Annotated in this window: 12 protein-coding genes; 3 read left to right on the forward strand and 9 right to left on the reverse strand. The window is 62.9% G+C overall.

The annotated features are described in order from the left end of the window. Positions 1-197: 197 nt before the first annotated feature. Positions 198-1,283, forward strand: a complete 1,086-nt coding sequence (locus tag PVW27_RS02850) for an efflux RND transporter periplasmic adaptor subunit (RefSeq protein WP_274555021.1) — start codon at positions 198-200, stop codon at positions 1,281-1,283. Continuing rightward, positions 1,283-4,888: an efflux RND transporter permease subunit gene (locus PVW27_RS02855; protein ID WP_274555022.1), complete on the forward strand. Its 3,606-nt coding sequence runs from the start codon at positions 1,283-1,285 to the stop codon at positions 4,886-4,888. Before PVW27_RS02850 ends, PVW27_RS02855 begins: the two co-directional genes overlap by 1 nt. Positions 4,889-4,986: 98 nt before the next feature. Here the strand turns inward: PVW27_RS02855 and PVW27_RS02860 are convergent, their stop codons facing one another. From PVW27_RS02860 to PVW27_RS02870, 3 genes are all read right to left on the reverse strand, one after another. Then, the gene (locus PVW27_RS02860) at positions 4,987-6,804 is read right to left on the reverse strand and encodes an ABCB family ABC transporter ATP-binding protein/permease (RefSeq protein ID WP_274555023.1); all 1,818 of its coding nucleotides are present in this window, start codon (positions 6,802-6,804) and stop codon (positions 4,987-4,989) included. Between the two features lie 70 nt (positions 6,805-6,874). Continuing rightward, complete coding sequence (locus PVW27_RS02865) at positions 6,875-7,945, reverse strand: DUF2855 family protein (RefSeq protein WP_274555024.1); 1,071 nt, start codon at positions 7,943-7,945, stop codon at positions 6,875-6,877. A gap of 99 nt (positions 7,946-8,044) precedes the next feature. Continuing rightward, entirely contained in the window at positions 8,045-9,553 is a 1,509-nt protein-coding gene (locus PVW27_RS02870; protein WP_274555025.1) for a LysM peptidoglycan-binding domain-containing protein, read from the reverse strand. Between the two features lie 104 nt (positions 9,554-9,657). Between PVW27_RS02870 and PVW27_RS02875 the strand changes: the two genes are divergently transcribed. Then, positions 9,658-10,242: a TIGR00730 family Rossman fold protein gene (locus PVW27_RS02875; protein WP_274555026.1), complete on the forward strand. Its 585-nt coding sequence runs from the start codon at positions 9,658-9,660 to the stop codon at positions 10,240-10,242. Here PVW27_RS02875 and rarD read toward each other — a convergent pair. From rarD to PVW27_RS02905, 6 genes are all read right to left on the reverse strand, one after another. Further along, a complete protein-coding gene (rarD, locus tag PVW27_RS02880; RefSeq protein ID WP_274555027.1) occupies positions 10,128-11,078 on the reverse strand; it encodes an EamA family transporter RarD in 951 nt (316 codons plus the stop codon). The genes PVW27_RS02875 and rarD overlap by 115 nt on opposite strands. A 99-nt stretch (positions 11,079-11,177) precedes the next feature. After that, entirely contained in the window at positions 11,178-11,636 is a 459-nt protein-coding gene (locus tag PVW27_RS02885; RefSeq protein ID WP_274555028.1) for a host attachment family protein, read from the reverse strand. A 159-nt stretch (positions 11,637-11,795) separates the two neighbouring features. Next, entirely contained in the window at positions 11,796-12,395 is a 600-nt protein-coding gene (locus PVW27_RS02890) for a superoxide dismutase (protein ID WP_274555087.1), read from the reverse strand. 94 nt (positions 12,396-12,489) lie between these two features. Further along, entirely contained in the window at positions 12,490-13,071 is a 582-nt protein-coding gene (locus tag PVW27_RS02895; RefSeq protein ID WP_274555029.1) for a sarcosine oxidase subunit gamma, read from the reverse strand. Beyond that, the gene (locus PVW27_RS02900; RefSeq protein WP_274555030.1) at positions 13,064-16,075 is read right to left on the reverse strand and encodes a sarcosine oxidase subunit alpha family protein; all 3,012 of its coding nucleotides are present in this window, start codon (positions 16,073-16,075) and stop codon (positions 13,064-13,066) included. Before PVW27_RS02900 ends, PVW27_RS02895 begins: the two co-directional genes overlap by 8 nt. After that, positions 16,072-16,401, reverse strand: a complete 330-nt coding sequence (locus PVW27_RS02905) for a sarcosine oxidase subunit delta (RefSeq protein ID WP_274555031.1) — start codon at positions 16,399-16,401, stop codon at positions 16,072-16,074. The genes PVW27_RS02900 and PVW27_RS02905 overlap by 4 nt, the downstream gene beginning before the upstream one ends. Between the last annotated feature and the right edge of the window lie 4 nt (positions 16,402-16,405).

Here is a 16,405-nt window from a genome sequence, read left to right on the forward strand (position 1 = left end):
GGACGCCGCACTTTCAAGCGTTTCCAATAGTCTGCGACAGAGACGTGAGAAGCCTTGCTGCGTTGGCGATGCCGCGCTTGCGCGGTCTTGCAGAAATGTTTAATCTGAACTGGTCGGTTTAGCGTATTGAACGACAGACCCCTAGGCCGGGATGTCCGGTCGTTCCGGCACAGAGTGCCACACCAAAAGGACAGTTGATGCGTCTGGTTCCGGTTCTCCTCGCTGTTCTTGTGACGGCGTTCCTGTTCGCGCTTGTTCTGCACCGCGATGCGCTTCTGGCCATTGCCGGCAATGAACCCGCAGATGCCGCCACGCCAGAAGCGGCGCCTTCCGGGCCGGAGCCCGTCCGGGTCGTCGCCCTGTCGTCAACGGCGCGCGGTGTCGAGGATGCCGTGATCCTGCGCGGCGAGACGCAGGCCGCACGCGAGGTCGAGTTGCGCGCTGAAACATCAGGCCGGGTCATGTCCGAACCGCTGCGCCGCGGCACCTTTGTCGAGGAAGGACAGATCATCTGCCGCATCGACATCGGCACGCGCGACGCCATGCTGGCCGAGGCGGAGGCACGTCTGGCCGATGCGCGGATCAACTTTTCAGCGGCTGACCGGCTGTCACAGGATGGCTTCGCCTCCTCGACCCGTGTGGCCACGACCGAGGCCAATCTGCGTGCCGCCGAGGCTGCCGTGGCTGCCGCCGCCAAGGAAATCGAGCGTTTGACGATCATGGCGCCTTTCGCAGGCATTCTCGAAAGCGACAGCGCCGAGATAGGCAGCCTGCTGCAACCGGGCGGGCTCTGCGCCACGGTGATCCAGCTTGATCCGATCCGACTGGTCGGTTTCGTGCCTGAAACCGAGGTGGACAGGATCGACCTTGATGCGATGGCCGGTGCGCGTCTGGCCACCGGGCAGGAAGTTGCGGGACGCGTCAGCTTCATCTCGCGGTCGGCCGATCCGATGACCCGCACTTTCCGCGTGGATATCGAGGTTCCGAATGCCGATCTGGCGATCCGTGACGGACAGACCGCCGAGATCGCCATTGCAGCCCAAGGCACCCGCGCGCATCTGCTGCCTCAGTCGGCCCTGACGCTGAATGACGACGGGGCGATGGGTGTGCGCCTTGTCGCGCCGGACAAGACCGCCCTCTTCGCCCCGGTCAGCCTGTTACGCGATACGGCGCAAGGCGTGTGGGTCAGCGGGTTGGACGACACGGTCAATGTCATCGTCGTGGGTCAGGAGTATGTCGCCGATGGCGTGCCCGTGATCCCGACCTACCGCGAGGCCCAGTGATGATCGGCATGGTGGATTGGGCCGCGTCCCGCGCCCGGATGGTGATGGCCTTCATCATCCTCTCATTGGCCGTGGGTGCCTTTGCCTATGTCAGCCTGCCCAAGGAGGGCGAGCCTGATATCGAGATACCGGCGCTCTTCGTCTCGGTCCCCTTCCCCGGCATTTCCGCCGAGGATAGCGAGGCGCTGCTGGTCAAGCCGATGGAGACGGAACTGTCCGATCTGGACGGGCTGAAGAAGATGACCTCGACCGCCGCCGAAAATTATGCCGGCGTGGCGCTGGAATTCGAGTTTGGCTGGGACAAGACCAAGATCATGGCCGATGTCCGCGAGGCCATGAGCAATGCCGAGGGTCAGTTTCCCGCCGGCTTCGAGAAATACTCGATCAACGAGATCAACTTTTCCGAGTTTCCGATCATCATCGTGAACCTGACCGGCGATGTGCCCGAACGCACCATGGCGCGCATCGCGCAGGACCTTCAGGATGAGATCGAGGGTCTGGATGCGGTGATGGAGGCCGGTATTGCCGGCAACCGCGAAGAGATGGTCGAAGTGGTGATCGACCCGCTGCGGCTGGAAGCCTATAACGTCACGGCGGGCGAGTTGATCAATGTCGTCCAGAATAACAACATGCTCATCGCCGCCGGTGAGGTGGAAAGCGCGCAGGGCACGTTCAGCGTCAAGATCCCCTCGTCTTTCGACGGACCGCGCGACATCTATACCCTACCTGTCAAGACCAACGGCACGCGCGTCGTGACCTTGGGCGATCTGGCCGACATCCGCATGACATTCGAGGATCGTCTGGGCACCGCCCGCTTCAACGGAGAGCCGACCGTCGCCTTGCAGGTGGTCAAGCGCAAGGGTTTCAACCTGATCGACACCGCTGCCGCGGTGCGCCGCGTGGTCGACGAGGCGCAGGCGTCATGGCCCGAAGACCTGCGCGCCGCTGTGCAGGTGGGCACGTCCAATGACCAAAGCCGGGTCGTTGGCTCGATGGTCAGTCAGTTGGAAGGCTCGGTCCTGACGGCCATCGCACTGGTGATGATCGTGATCCTGGCCAGCCTTGGCACCCGCGCCGCGCTGCTGGTGGGCTTTGCCATCCCGACCTCGTTCCTGCTGTGTTTCGTGCTGCTGGCCATGATGGGCGTGACCATCTCGAATATCGTGATGTTCGGCCTGATTCTTGCCGTAGGCATGCTGGTCGATGGTGCGATTGTCGTCGTGGAATATGCCGACAAGCGCATTCAGGAGGGCTCCGGCCCCATGACCGCCTATGTCGAGGCGTCCAAGCGCATGTTCTGGCCGATTGTCAGCTCGACCGCGACCACGCTTTGCGCCTTTCTGCCGATGCTGTTCTGGCCCGGTGTGCCCGGCGAGTTCATGGGCATGCTGCCGGTGACATTGATTTTCGTGCTTTCCGCCAGCCTGATCGTGGCGCTGATCTACCTGCCTGTGATGGGCGGTGTGACGGGCCGCATGAGCCGGATGTTCGGCCGCACGTCCGATGCACTGCGCCGTGCCCTGCCGTGGTGGGGTCGCGCCGCACTGGTGCCGCCTGCCCTCTATATGGTGTTTCTGGGTGCGATGCAGGTGCTGAACCCCGGCTATCTCTTTGGTGGCCAGCCCATCGGCAGCGGCTTCGTCGCGCTGCTGCCGGGCATCGTTCTGTTCCTGCTGGGCTCTTTCGCGTCTTCCATCACGCTGGGTGCCGCACGGATCGAGCGCAAACCGCGCCGCATCACCGCAGGACATCGCCGCACGCTCTTTGGTCATTTCATTCGGGTGATCACCGCCAATCCCGTCATGCCGCTGGTCACCATCGGTGTGGTGATGGCTTTCGTCGTGGTGGTCTTCATGACCTTCCAGCAGAACAGTCGCGGCGTCGAGTTTTTCGTCGAATCCGAACCGGAACAGGCTATCGTCTATGTCCGCGCGCGCGGCAACCTGTCCTTGGCGGAAAAAGACGCGCTGGTCCGTCAGGCCGAAGAGATCGTGTTGGCGCATCCCGGGGTGGACAACGCCTTCGCCTTTGCCGGTGACGGCGGGCTGAATGCCAATACGGGTGGCGCACAGCCGCCCTTGGACACAATCGGCCAGATCCAGCTTGAAACCATCCCATGGGAAGATCGCCGCGACCGCCCGGAACTGGACGGGGATCTGGTCATTGAAGAGCTGACATCCGCCATCGCCGCCATCCCCGGCCTTCAGGTCGAGGTCATTGCACAGGCGCGCGGCCCCGCATCCGCCAAACCCGTGCATCTGCGTCTCAAGGGCGACGACTGGGAGGCCCTGCAAGAGGCCACGCGCCTTGCCCGTGCGCAGTTCGAGGCCAGCGAGGGCCTGACCCTGATCGAGGATACGCTTCCCCTGCCCGGCATCGACTGGCAGATTGACGTGGATGTGGAAAAAGCCGGCCGTTTCGGTGCCGATGTGGCCACCGTCGGCGGCATGGTCCAGCTTGTGACGCGCGGGATCCTGCTCGACACAATGCGCGTGGACACGTCCGATGAGGAAATCGAGATCCGCGTGCGCCTGCCCGAGGATGACCGGGTGCTGTCCACTCTTGATACGCTCAAGGTCCGCACCTCGGACGGTCTGGTGCCGCTGGCCAATTTCATCTCGCGCCAGCCGGTGCCGAAACTGGCGCAGATCAAGCGCGTTGACGGGAAACGCTATTTCGACGTCAAGGCCGGTGTGGCGGATGGTCTGACCCGCACGGTGACAGCGGCAGATGGAGCCACGAGCCAGGTGCCGATCACCGCCACCGAGCGGATTGAGACGCTGACCGATTGGCTGGAAACCAACCCGCTGCCTGCGGGCGTCGCATGGGAATGGACCGGAGATCAGGAGGATCAGGCCGAATCCGGGGCCTTTCTGGCGAATGCCTTTGCGGGGGCGTTGGGTCTGATGTTCATCATCCTGCTCGCGCAATTCAACTCGGTCTATAACTCGGTGCTGGTGCTGCTGGCGGTCGTGCTTTCCACCACGGGCGTGCTGATCGGAATGCTGGTGATGGATCAGACCTTCTCGATCATCATGACGGGCACGGGCATCGTGGCCTTGGCGGGGATCGTGGTGAACAACAACATCATCCTGATCGACACCTATCAGGAATATTCCCGGTACATGCCAAGGATCGAAGCGATCATCCGCACCGCAGAAGATCGCATCCGCCCGGTTCTGCTGACGACGATCACCACCATGGCGGGGCTTGCCCCGATGATGTTCGGCCTCAGCCTTGATTTCATCAATGGCGGCTATTCCATCGACAGCCCCACCGCCCTGTGGTGGAAGCAACTGGCGACAGCGGTCGTGTTCGGGCTGGGCATCGCCACGATGCTGACGCTGGTCTTCACTCCGTCGCTTCTGGCGCTTCGCGTCTGGGCCAGCACCTATGCGCTGGCTCTCTCGCGGATGCTGGCGATCCTGTCCTTCGGGCGCGGCAGTCAGGCCGCCCGCGATTGGGCGCTGAATCGCGCCGCGCGCAAGTTGAAGGCTCCTGAAATCATCTGGGATGATGAAAGCCTTGATCCGCCTCTTGTGATCCCGGTGGCACAGCCTGATCCCTTGACGACGCCGCAACCACCCCTGCGGGCGGCGGAGTGATGCAAGGAAAAAGCGGCGCCTGACCCGGCGCCGCTGCGTCTTCTTGCTCCAAATATCCTCGCCGAAGGCATGGCGGCAAAGCCGCCATTCAGCGCCGGTCAGGCCGCCGCCTCACGCTCGCTGGCCTGACGCTGCCACAGGCCCCAATAGCGGCCCTTGCGCGTCAGCAGGTCCAGATGCGTGCCTTCCTCGACGATATGGCCATCTTCCAGCACGATGATCCGGTCAGCATCGGCCACTGTGGACAAGCGGTGCGCGATCATCAGCACCGTGCGCCCTTCGGCCGCGCGGGCGAGCGCACCCTGAATTTCCTGCTCTGTCTCGGTATCCAGCGCCGACGTCGCCTCGTCCAGCAGCAGGATCGGCGGGTTCTTCAGCAGGGTGCGGGCGATTCCCACGCGCTGCTTTTCCCCGCCCGAGAGTTTCAGCCCGCGTTCACCCACCTGCGTGTCATAGCCATCGGGCAGGCGCGTGATGAAATCATGGATCTGCGCGTCGCGCGCCGCCTGCACGATCTGTTCCTCGGTCGCGCCATCGCGGCCATAGGCGATGTTGTAGCGGATCGTATCGTTGAACAGCACCGTATCCTGCGGCACCACACCGATGGCATCGTGCAAGCTGACTTGCGTGATGTCCCGCAGGTCCTGCCCGTCAATCAGCACAGCCCCTTTGGTCACGTCATAAAAGCGGAACAGCAGCCGTCCGATGGTTGACTTGCCCGACCCGGAAGAGCCGACAATCGCCACCGTCTCGCCTGCGCCGACCTTGAGGCTGACCCCCTTGAGGATCGCGCGCTCCGGGTCATAGCCGAAATGCACATCCCGCAACTCGACTTCTCCGCCTTGCACTTTCAGAACATTTGCGCCCGGTTTGTCGGATACCTCGGCAGGTTGCTCCAGCAAATCGAACATTTCGCCCATGTCGACCAAGGCCTGCCGGATCTCGCGGTAGACGGTACCCAGAAAGTTCAGCGGCATGGTGATCTGGATCATATAGGCGTTGACCATGACGAAGTCGCCGACGGTCAGGTCGCCGCGTTCCACGCCCACCGCCGCCATGACCATCACGATCACAAGCCCCGCCGTGATCAGAAACGCCTGCCCGAAGTTCAGGAAAGCCAGCGAATAGGCTGTCTTGAGGGCGGCGGCCTCATATTGCTCCATCGCCCGGTCATAGCGGCGCGCTTCGCGGGATTCGGCCCCGAAATACTTGACGGTCTCGAAGTTCAACAGGCTGTCTATCGCCTTCTGGTTGGCGTCCGTGTCCTGGTCGTTCATCACCTTGCGCAGCTTCACGCGCCATTCGGTCACGGCGAAGGTGAACCAGACATAGACCGCGATGGTCATCACGATCACCGCCAGATACCAGACATCGAACAGGAAGAACAAAATCCCCGCGATCATCAGCAGTTCCAGAACCAGCGGGCCGATCGAGAACAGCAAGAAACGCAGCAGAAAATCCACGCCCTTCACCCCGCGTTCGATAATCCGGCTGAGCCCCCCTGTCTTGCGCGTCAGGTGATAGCGCATGGACAGGCGGTGGATATGGGTGAAGGTTTCCAACGCCAGCGCCCTGAGCGCGCGCTGCCCTACAGCGGCAAAGACCGCATCGCGCAATTGCTGGAACCCGTTCGACAGCAGCCGCGCCATGCCATAGGCGATGGTCAGTCCCACCGCGCCCAGCATCAGGGGCGAGACCCCTTCATTCGCCAGTGCGTCCACTGCCTGTTTGTACAGAAGCGGCGTGCCCACAGCCACGATCTTGCCCAACAGCAGCGCCAGCAGCGCCAAGACGACCCGCCGTTTGACCCAGGGCTGATCCGTAGGCCACAGATAGGGCGAGACTCGCCGGATCGTGCGTAGGCCCGAGCGCCGCTCGGCCTTTGCTTCATCAGACAGGGGGGGTGTTGGTCGCATGGGAGAGGCCTTTCATCAGCCCCAGACAGATAAGCCGCTTTTCAGGCGAAGGCCAGAGAGCGCGCCGTTGTCAGACCCGGACAATGTGCCCCTCTCGGGGGCTGGTGCGTCCCGCTGCCAGATCAGCCCAGAGCGCAGGTGCAGCGACCAGCCCGTCATGGGTCACAACCTCCAGCCAGCCCCCGGCATCCGCCGCGATCCGCTTCCATGCGGCGGTGATCCGCGCCTCGATGACGCCTGGTCCCCATTCGCTGCGTCGCTTGGCGATCTGGGATGGTGCAAAAAAGAATTGCGGCTTGGGTCCGGGCAGGTTCTGCGGCGGGGCGAACTTGTCCCAGTGACTGGTGCCCACCGCCGCCGAATGGTGCAGATGGTCGCCCAAATGAGTGTGCAGAGCCATCTTGACCTCGGCATTCCCGGCCATATCCACATAGACGCTGGGGACCAGCGGCACGGCGGAGATGTCATCATAGCGCAACACCGTGTCACATGCGCCCAACCCTTCGACAAAGGGCAGGTTCCCTGCTCCGGTCAGACCAACAATGCGATAGGGGCGGTCTACAGGTTCTGCCAGATACTTGCACAGGCCCAGCCCGGTCTTGGACGAGGCGCTGCCCACGAGGATCTGTTCTGCGCCAAACCAGTCATTGTCGGCCAGCCAATCGAACAGCAGATAGGACGTGGCCAGCAAGGGCTGCAAAAGGCTTCGCAGATGGTCGTCATAGGCCGCACCCGCCTTGACCGCGACATAGGTGTTATACACCAAAGCCAACCCGTCGCGATGCGGACTGCGGTCCACGAAAACGCCTTTTGCCACCTGGTCAGGACGGATCACAAGCGCCTCGGCCATCGGCAGGTAGCCATAAAGCCTTGTGCCCGCATCCAGACCCTCGGTCCGGCTTTCAGCCACGACGGCTGTGCCCCAGACCGGCACGATGCCCTGCCCCTCGATCCCGCTGGGAAAGAAACGCCAGTAGTCCAGAACGACCCCTGTTGCGGCGTAGGTGACGTTGTTCACCGTCAAGGCGAAGCTTTCGATAGTCAGACGCGCCTCGCCCGCAGCAAGTGGGCGTGTGGCGGCACCGTCGTCGGAGAGCACCGCGCGGGTGATATCCTTCTGATCGACCAAAATTCGTTGCACCGGCGACCTTTCTGCACATCCGGATTGTTCAGGACCCGAGCTAAACCCGGTAGCCCGCATCTGCACAGACCTTTTCGCCGTGACGATGCGTCACCCGGTCTATTCGGGGATCTCGAAGATCTGGCCGGGATAGATCAGGTCGGGATCGCGGATCCTGTCGCGATTTGCCTCGAACACCCGCACGAACAACGGCCCCTCGCCATAGCTTTCCCGTGCGATGGCCCAGAGTGTATTGCCGGGCTGGACCGTCACAACACGCACGGTGGCGGGGGCAGGACCATCCTCGTTCGCCTGCGTGACCGCCGCCGTCTGGTCACCCGTCACCTGCGGCATGGCTCCTGAAGAGGATGGCTGTTCCGGCATAGCAGGTGTTGTCGCAGCGGGTTCGCTGGCAGCGGCGATGGCCGCCACCTCGTTACGATCCTCGCGTTTGAAGGGCGTCTCGATCCGCGACAGGACCTTGCCCGCCGCATCGACCTCATCCAGACGAAGGGTATAGATGCCCGAGGCCACACCGGGCAGTCCCGTGCTCCAGAGTCCGTCAGCCCCGACAAGCGCCGATGTGACGGGCGCATTGTCCAGATAGATCAGGACATTGGCCGCAACCGTCGCGCGTCCCTGCAACAGGACGTCTCCTTCGCTGGTGTAGCTGATCACGTCCAGTGCGATGCCGCCGATCCGGCTGGGGTCGGCGGGCGTGGCAGGTTGCAACACGCGCACGCCCGATGTGTCGGACAGCAGCAAGGCGGGTGCCGACGCAGGCTCTGCCGCTACGGTCTGGTTCTCGGGTGTGGCCTGCGGGCTGGTCGCGTCCGGGGCGCTGCCATCTGCGGCCTGAGCGACTTCTGTTTTCTGTACGGGTGCGATGATGACTTGTTGCTCCGAAGGGACCACCGTCCCGTCCTTGCTGATGGCCAGCGTCAGAACACGGGGCCCGTTCGAGGGAGGAAGGCTTAGAAACGCGGCAAATGCCCCGTCCCCGCCCGTCATCGCGGTGCCGACCACCACGCCGTCCAGCAGAATGTCCACGGTGCTGCCGGCCATGGACCGGCCTGCCACCACGGCCTCGCCATCGGGCGCAAGGCGCACGGTATCAAAGCTGGGCCGCAGAACCTCTGCTACTTCGGCAGGGGCTGCGGTGGACGTCGGCGCAGGCGCAGGCTCGGCGGTTGCCGTTTCCGGCACGGCATCGCCCGCAGGTGCCGCAGCGGTGGAATCCTGTTCCGTTGCAGGGCCTGCCAGCGGCGCGGGGGGCACGACCTCTTCGGTCTGCGCGACGGTCTCTGGCAAGGCCGCCACAGACACGGGCGGTTCAGTTGTTTCAACCGCAACCTCTGCCTCCGGTTCGGCGGTTGTGGCAGGGGTGTTGTCGGTCACGGCCTCATCGACGGACGCCTCGGGCGTTGCACTGCCCGGCGCCTCGCTCTGTGGCGCTGCTGTTTGGGGCGCGGACGCCTGTTCCTGCGTGACCGCCTCGTCCCTGACAGTGCGATCGGGCGGGGCCAGCTTTCCCGACATTACAAGCCCCAGCAGCACCAAAACAATTGCCACCGCACTACCCGCCAGAGCAAGCCCCTTGCCGCCCGACACCATCGACTGTTTTTCCATCTGTTCCCTTCCGGTCCGCCGTTTTCCCTGCACGGCGGTTGAGCGAGATTAGCAACAAGGCTATCACGGGTCAAAAGCACCTTTTCGGGAAAACGGGAATTCATATGTCGCATCAGCCCAAAGGTTTTGCCGTCTGCGTCTATTGTGGCGCACGTAGCGGCAATGATCCGGCCTATCACGCGCAGGCCACGGCCTTCGGGCAGGTTCTGGCCACTGAGGGGTGGCAACTGGTCTATGGCGCGGGCGATGTCGGGCTGATGGGCGCCGTGGCGCGCGCAGCGCAGGCGGCCGGGGGCGATACGCTGGGCGTGATCCCGGTGCATCTTCTGAAGCTGGAAGTGGGCAAAACCGATCTCACGCGCTTTGTCGTCACCGAGACGATGCACGAGCGCAAGAAGGTCATGTACATGAATTCGAATGCCATCGTCGTGCTGCCCGGCGGGGCAGGCTCGCTGGACGAATTTTTCGAAGTTCTGACATGGCGGCAGCTCGGCCTGCATGCCAAGCCGATCTATCTGTTGAATATCAAAGGTTACTGGTCACCTTTGGTGGACCTGATCGACCATGTGATCGCTCAGGGTTTTGCCGATCCGTCCCTGGCCGGGTTCATCACTGTCGTGGATAACGTGGAGGCGCTGACCCGTGCCCTGCGTGCCGCGCGTTCCAGCGAAACAGACGAGGCCGAGTAGAGCGCCAGCGCTGCCCAGATCAAGGCAAAGGCGATGAGATGCCATGAACTGAACGGTTCTGAAAAGACCATAACGGCGACCACGAATTGCAGTGTCGGGTTGATGTATTGCACCAGACCGACCGTTCCCATGCGCACACGCTTGCTGGCATAGGAAAACAGCATCAGGGGTCCTGCGGTCAGGATGCCTGCGAACATCAGCAGCAGACTGTCCGCCAGATCTGCGCCGAACGCGCCGCCATCCCCACGATGCGCCAGGACCAGCACGATCAGGGCCACGGGCGAGAGAACCAGAACCTCGGCCGTGACCGAGACAACAGGGCCAGCGGAAAGTCTTTTTTTCACAAGGCCATAAAGCCCGAAACTCATGGATAGGACCAAGGCGATCCAGGGTGCGGCACCCAGACCCAGCGTCAAGACCGTCACGGCCAGCGCCGCCAGCGCCACGGCTAACGCCTGCATCCGGCTGAGCCTTTCGCCAAAGATCACCCGCCCGATCCCGACCGCCACCAAGGGAAACAGGTAGTAGCCCAAGGATGCCTCGGTCGCCTTGCCGATCTGGATCGACAGGATGAACACGAACCAGTTGGTCGAGATCATGACGGCCGCAAAGACCACGATCCCCACAGCCCGCACCGAGCCCAAGGCCGCGCGCAGATGCGACAGACGCCCTTGCACCAGCAACACAAGCGTGAAGAAGACCAGCGACCAAAGGGTGCGATGAGCCAGAATCTCGATGGGCGGAACATGGGCCAACAGCTTGTAATACAGCCCGGACAATCCCCAGACCGTGCAGGCGGCCACCAATGCCGCAACGCCCTTGCCTGCCTCGGTCAATTGGATGTCCCCGCGTCGTTCACTGGCCTGCCTTGCGGCACCTTGGCCCAGACGGCGCGGGGGTTCAATGCGTCAGTTGCGGGACCTGATAGTGCAGATTTAGGACACCGCCTCGAGATCCTCGATGATGATCTTCTGCAGGGCTGGCAAAGTGTGACCTGTCAGGGTTTTGGGAATCTCGGCGATCACTGTCTTGCGTACCGTATCGTCCAAATGCTCGCGCAATTCACCCAGGGACCGGGGTGGCGCCACCAGAACGATGCGCGCAATACGGCCACGCCGGACCATGCGGGTCAGGATCTCGGACAGATCGGCGGCGAAACGGTCCTTGGCCAATTGGTGCCAGTCTGCCTCTTCCATCGCAGAGCGTTGTCCTGCGCCGGTGTCCGCGCGGCGACCGGGCCGATCCGAGACTTGCTCACCCTGTCGCGGATTGTCCTGCTGCTCGACCCGCATCACGGCAAGTTGCGGTGCGGCAGCCCCGCCTTCGTTGCGCAGAAAAAGGGCCTTTTCACCATCAGCCACCAGAACCCAGGTTTCTTTTTCCAGTCTGATCATCACGTCCTCCAGATGTTGGGTCGCGGCCCCCATGGGGCCGGACAGGTCTGTGCGCGCGCTGATCTTTAGGTATGAACGATCGGGCAAAATAAAAACCCCGCATCCCAAAGGAATGCGGGGTTTCGCCAAGGCCTTGGCCTTGGCCCTTGGTTCAAGGGATCAGAGGCGCGAAGCCACGTTTTCCCAGTTAACCAGATTCTCAAGGAAATTGGACAGATATGCCGGGCGCTTGTTGCGGAAGTCGATGTAGTAGGAATGCTCCCACACGTCGCAGCCCAGCAACGCGGTCTGACCGAAGCACAGCGGATTCACGCCGTTTTCGGTTTTCGTGACCTTCAGCGATCCGTCCTTGTCCTTGACCAGCCAGCACCAGCCCGAACCGAACTGACCCGCACCGGCGGCGGCGAAGTCCTCCTTGAACTTATCGACCGATCCGAACGCCTCGGTGATGGCCTTTTCAAGCTCGCCGGGCATGGCGGACTTCTTCGGGCCCATCATCTCCCAGAACTGGACGTGGTTCCAATGCTGCGAGGCGTTGTTGAAGATGCCGTTCTGGGCGACGCTGCCGGCCTGATAGGTGCCGGTGATGATGTCTTCCAGCGATTTGCCTTCCCATTCGGTGCCGGCAATCAGCTTGTTGCCGTTATCGACATAGGCCTTGTGGTGGATGTCGTGGTGAAACTCCATCGTTTCGGCGGACATGCCATGTGCGGCCAGCGCGTCATGAGCATAGGGAAGATCAGGAAGTGTAAAAGCCATTGCAAGGCCCCCCTTTATCGTTGCGGTGTTCTCTGCCCCTAGATGGTAGTCTGAGGGGGGCAAGGTCAACCCCTGCCCTGTCCCTGTGCCAGGATCAGCCGAAATATTCCACCACGGCCGCAGGGTCCGCCGCGCTGCGCAGAAGGTCAAAGACATACTGCGCCACCGACCGGAAACAGATCACATGTGCCTGCCCTGCCTCGGCCATCCAGAAGGCCCCTGCCACCTGCGCCAGACGCGTGCGGCGGATGTCACCGGGCTGGAACTGGTCGGGATGCAGATCGACGGGTGCCAGCTTGGCCAGCACCTCGCGCACCCGCGCGTCGGGGCCAGTGACCGTAATCAGCGCGCGGGCATCGGACACATCCTCGGCCAGATGATGGACGCCAGCCAAGGCCGCCTCGATAGCTGCCAAGGCGTTCTGCACCTGCACATAAGGCAGGATCAACAAAAGCTCATCCGGCGACATCCACGCCACCGAGCGCGTGCCATCCGCATTGGCCGTGATCCGGCGCTGCTGCGGCAATGCCAGCCCCATCGCCTTGTCGAGGGCCTGCACCACCGACGCTGCTGCCAGATCCCCACGCAGGGTGATCATGCCGACGGGCCCGCTGTCGCGCAATGTGACCAGACCTTGAAAGCTGGACCCGTTCAGGGCGCTGACCGGTTCAGACATTCTGCTTCTCCCCGTCCTTGTCGTAGAAGACCTGATCGACGATCTTGGCTTTCACCTCGGTGCCGTCGGTCTTGCCAAAGCTGATCACGTCGCCCATCCGGGCAGGTCCGTTCAGCACCAGCCCCATCGCGATCCCACGCCCCAGCGTGGGCGAGTGATAGGTCGAGGTGACGCGCCCTTGGGTGTTGCGCTGGCCGTTGGCATTGCTCCCGTCAGCCAGGGCATAGGCCCCGTCCGGCAAGGTGCTGCCGTCCAGTGTTTCCAGACCCACCAGTTGCCAGCGGTTCGGATCGACCATATGGCTGCGCTCTTGCCCGCGCTTGCCGATATAGTCGTCCTTCTTTTTCGAGATCGCCCAGCCCAACCCCAAATCTTGTGGGATCACGGTGCCGTCGGTTTCATCCCCGATCATGATGAAGCCTTTTTCGGCCCGCATGATATGCAGCGCCTCGGTGCCATAGGGCATCACGCCGAACTCTGCCCCCTCGGCCATCAACCGGTCCCAGAAGGCGCGGCCATGGCTGGCGGGCACGGCGATTTCATAGCTCAACTCGCCCGAGAAGGAGATGCGGAAGACCCGCGCGGGTAGATCGCCCAGTGTACCGGACGCCCATTGCATGAAGGGGAGCGCTTCCTTGGACACGTCCATTCCGCCCAGCTTTTCCAAAACCTTGCGGGCATTGGGGCCGACCACCGCGAATTGCGCGTATTGTTCCGTCACGTTGGCGACATAGACCTTCCAGTCCCACCATTCGGTCTGCAACCATTCCTCCATATGGGCGTGGATACGGTCTGCGCCGCCGGTAGTGGTGTGGCAGAGCCATGTATCCTCGGACATGCGCGCGACCACGCCGTCATCCATCAGGAAGCCATTTTCCGAGCACATCAGACCATAGCGGCATTTGCCGACCGGGAGAGTGCTCATCATGTTGGTGTAGAGCATGTCGAGGAAACGGCCCGCATCCGGGCCTTTCACGACCAACTTGCCAAGGGTCGAGGCATCCAGCAGCCCAAGGCTGGCGCGGGTCTGCTTGACCTCGCGGCTGACCGCATCGTGCACGCTCTCTCCGGGGCGCTGATAGCAATAGGGGCGGCGCCAGTATCCGACCGGCTCCCAATAGGCGCCATTTTCCGCGTGCCAGTCATGCAGCGGCGTGCGGCGCAGGGGTTGGAAAATGTCCCCGCGCGCCTCGCCCGCAATGGCCCCCATGCTGATGGGCGTATAGGGCGGGCGGAATGTGGTGGTGCCGACCGAAGGAATATCGGTATTCAGCGATTTAGCAAGCGTCGCCAGACCGTTGATATTGCTCAGCTTGCCCTGATCTGTGGCCATGCCCAGCGTGGTATAGCGCTTGGCATGTTCCACGGACGTGAAACCTTCCTGCGCGGCCAGATGGACGTCAGAGACTTTCACGTCGTTCTGAAAATCCAGCCATGATTTCGACCGCAGCGCATAGGATGCGCCCTGCGGCATCATCCAGACCGGCGCGATGGCGGCCTGAGCCACATGCTCGGCTTTGGGCGCCTGACCCGGCTGGGCCGTGTGGCCTGTGGCAGTCGCCGCAGCCTCGCCTGCCTGTTGCGCATCGGCCAGCGCAGCCCCCAGTTCCAGCGCGCCATTGGCGGCCCCGGCTGCGATCACCATTGCCGCGCCATCCGCCCCGGTTGGCGCGCGGTCTGGATCGGGGCGGAACATCGCCTGTTCCGCGTCCCAGATCAGCTTGCCGCCGCAATGGGACCACAGATGCACCACCGGCGACCAACCGCCCGACATGGCGACCGCGTCGCAGGCCAGTTCTTCCAGCACGGCACCCTCGCCCACCTGCGTGCAGATCGCGACACCCGTCACGCGCTTGCCGCCCTTGACCTTGGCAATGGCTTTGCCGTTTTCAACGCGAATTCCCAAAGCGCGGGCCTGATCCGCCAGCGCGCCGCCACCAGCGGGCCGTGCGTCCAGAATGACAGGGACGGCAAGACCCAAGCCCTTGAGGGTGATGGCCGTCCGGTAAGCGTCATCATTGTTGGTGGCGACCACGACACGGTCACCGATGGAGACACCCCAGTTCACTGCATAGTCGCGCACCGCCCCCGCCAGCATCACGCCGGGAATGTCGTTGCCTGCAAAGGACAAGGGCCGCTCGATCGCGCCCGTCGCGGTCACGATTTGCTTGCTGCGGATTTTCCACAAACGGTGGCGTGGGCCGTCCTGATCCGGCGCATGGTCGCGCAGCCGCTCGTATCCCAACACATAGCCGTGGTCATAGACCCCGGCCCCCATGGTGCGCAGACGCAGGGTCACGTTGGGCATTGTTTCCAATTCGGAAACGACTGTTCCAATCCACGCATCAACGGGCTGACCATCCACCGTGCCGCCATCGACAGGCGCGCGCCCCCCCCATTGGGCGGTCTGTTCCAGCAGCAGCACCCGCGCCCCGGCCCGGCCCGCGACCCGCGCCGCCTGCAAGCCCGCGACACCGCCGCCGATCACCAGCACATCCACGGATGCGTTGAAATGCTCGTAGCGGTCCGCATCCGCATCCTTGGGAGCCTTGCCCAGCCCTGCGGACATGCGGATGAAGGGCTCGTAGACATGTTTCCAAAAGGCGCGCGGATAGAGGAACATCTTGTAATAGAAACCCGCCGGCAGGAACCGGCTGAGATAGGTGTTCACCGCCCCGATATCGTAGTCCAGCGATGGCCAATGGTTCTGGCTGGCCGATTCCAGCCCGTCGAACAGCTCGGTCGTGGTAACGCGCTGGTTCGGCTCGAACCGCCCGCCCTTGCCCAAACCCACAAGCGCATTCGGCTCCTCCGCGCCCGAGGCGACAACCCCGCGCGGACGGTGATACTTGAAGGACCGGCCCATCAGCATCTGGTCATTGGCCAGCAGCGCCGAGGCCAGCGTATCGCCCTCAAACCCTTTGAGATACTTGCCGTTGAACCGGAACGTGACCTGCTTGCCCCGGTTCAGGAAGCGGCCACCTGTTGCAAGACGCGTGCTCATTGAAACTCTCTCCATGACCAGCCGGGCCGTTTGGCGCTGATCTTGTCCTTGATCTCTTGCGGCGGCTCGGATGTTTGCGCCTTGTAGGTGCCGAACACCTCGAGCGTCATGGTGCAGCGCGCGGCCAGAAACCACTTGCCGCAGCCATAGCTGTGCCGCCAGCACTCGAAATGCACGCCCTTGGGGTTTTCGCGCATGAACAGGTAGTTCTCGAAGGACTCATCCTCCGACCCCGGCCCGTAGCGTTTCAGATGCGCCTCCCCCCCGGCAGAGAGTTCGGTTTCATCGGCTTGCACACCGCAATAGGGGCATTGAAGGGTCAGCATGAGA

Origin of the sequence: Seohaeicola sp. 4SK31 (assembly GCF_028802875.1) — a bacterium.
In the GTDB taxonomy this organism is placed as follows: Bacteria; Pseudomonadota; Alphaproteobacteria; order Rhodobacterales; family Rhodobacteraceae; genus Seohaeicola.

Bases quoted from the DNA above. Each gene is read 5' to 3' on its own strand.
- PVW27_RS02900 (WP_274555030.1), bottom strand. From the start codon at position 16,075: ATGAGCACGCGTCTTGCAACAGGTGGCCGCTTCCTGAACCGGGGCAAG.
- PVW27_RS02870 (WP_274555025.1), bottom strand. From the start codon at position 9,553: ATGGAAAAACAGTCGATGGTGTCGGGCGGCAAGGGGCTTGCTCTGGCG.
- PVW27_RS02890 (WP_274555087.1), bottom strand. From the start codon at position 12,395: ATGGCTTTTACACTTCCTGATCTTCCCTATGCTCATGACGCGCTGGCC.
- PVW27_RS02850 (WP_274555021.1), top strand. From the start codon at position 198: ATGCGTCTGGTTCCGGTTCTCCTCGCTGTTCTTGTGACGGCGTTCCTG.
- PVW27_RS02860 (WP_274555023.1), bottom strand. From the start codon at position 6,804: ATGCGACCAACACCCCCCCTGTCTGATGAAGCAAAGGCCGAGCGGCGC.
- PVW27_RS02855 (WP_274555022.1), top strand. From the start codon at position 1,283: ATGATCGGCATGGTGGATTGGGCCGCGTCCCGCGCCCGGATGGTGATG.
- PVW27_RS02895 (WP_274555029.1), bottom strand. From the start codon at position 13,071: ATGTCTGAACCGGTCAGCGCCCTGAACGGGTCCAGCTTTCAAGGTCTG.
- PVW27_RS02875 (WP_274555026.1), top strand. From the start codon at position 9,658: ATGTCGCATCAGCCCAAAGGTTTTGCCGTCTGCGTCTATTGTGGCGCA.
- PVW27_RS02905 (WP_274555031.1), bottom strand. From the start codon at position 16,401: ATGCTGACCCTTCAATGCCCCTATTGCGGTGTGCAAGCCGATGAAACC.
- PVW27_RS02885 (WP_274555028.1), bottom strand. From the start codon at position 11,636: ATGATCAGACTGGAAAAAGAAACCTGGGTTCTGGTGGCTGATGGTGAA.